The sequence below is a fragment of the Achromobacter sp. SIMBA_011 genome, assembly GCF_046535435.1.
In the GTDB taxonomy this organism is placed as follows: Bacteria; Pseudomonadota; Gammaproteobacteria; order Burkholderiales; family Burkholderiaceae_B; genus Achromobacter; species Achromobacter dolens.
The window spans coordinates 1-246 of record NZ_JAWRWN010001017.1; the positions used below are offsets into that span (position 1 = coordinate 1).

The 246-nt window shown below is 67.9% G+C and carries 1 protein-coding gene; it reads right to left on the reverse strand.

Going from position 1 to position 246, the window contains the following annotated elements:
- On the reverse strand, positions 1 to 246 hold a 246-nt coding region (locus SB816_RS34085), incomplete at both ends, for a LysR substrate-binding domain-containing protein (protein ID WP_410548510.1).

Below are 246 nucleotides of genomic sequence, written 5' to 3' on the forward strand. Positions count from 1 at the left end.
TGCGGCGTGCCGCGCCGCTCCAGATAATCCGGCGACGCCACCAGCAGAATGTGCGCGGTCGCGATCTGCCGCGCGACCAGCGACGACGACTTCAACCCATTCGGCGCCGCGCGCACCGCGACGTCATAGCCTTCCTCGATCAGATCGACGACACGGTCGGACAGCGTCATGTCGACGGTCACGTCCGGGAACCGGCCCGCATAGTCGGTGACGGCCTGCATCACGTGCCGCAAGCCGAACGCCGAC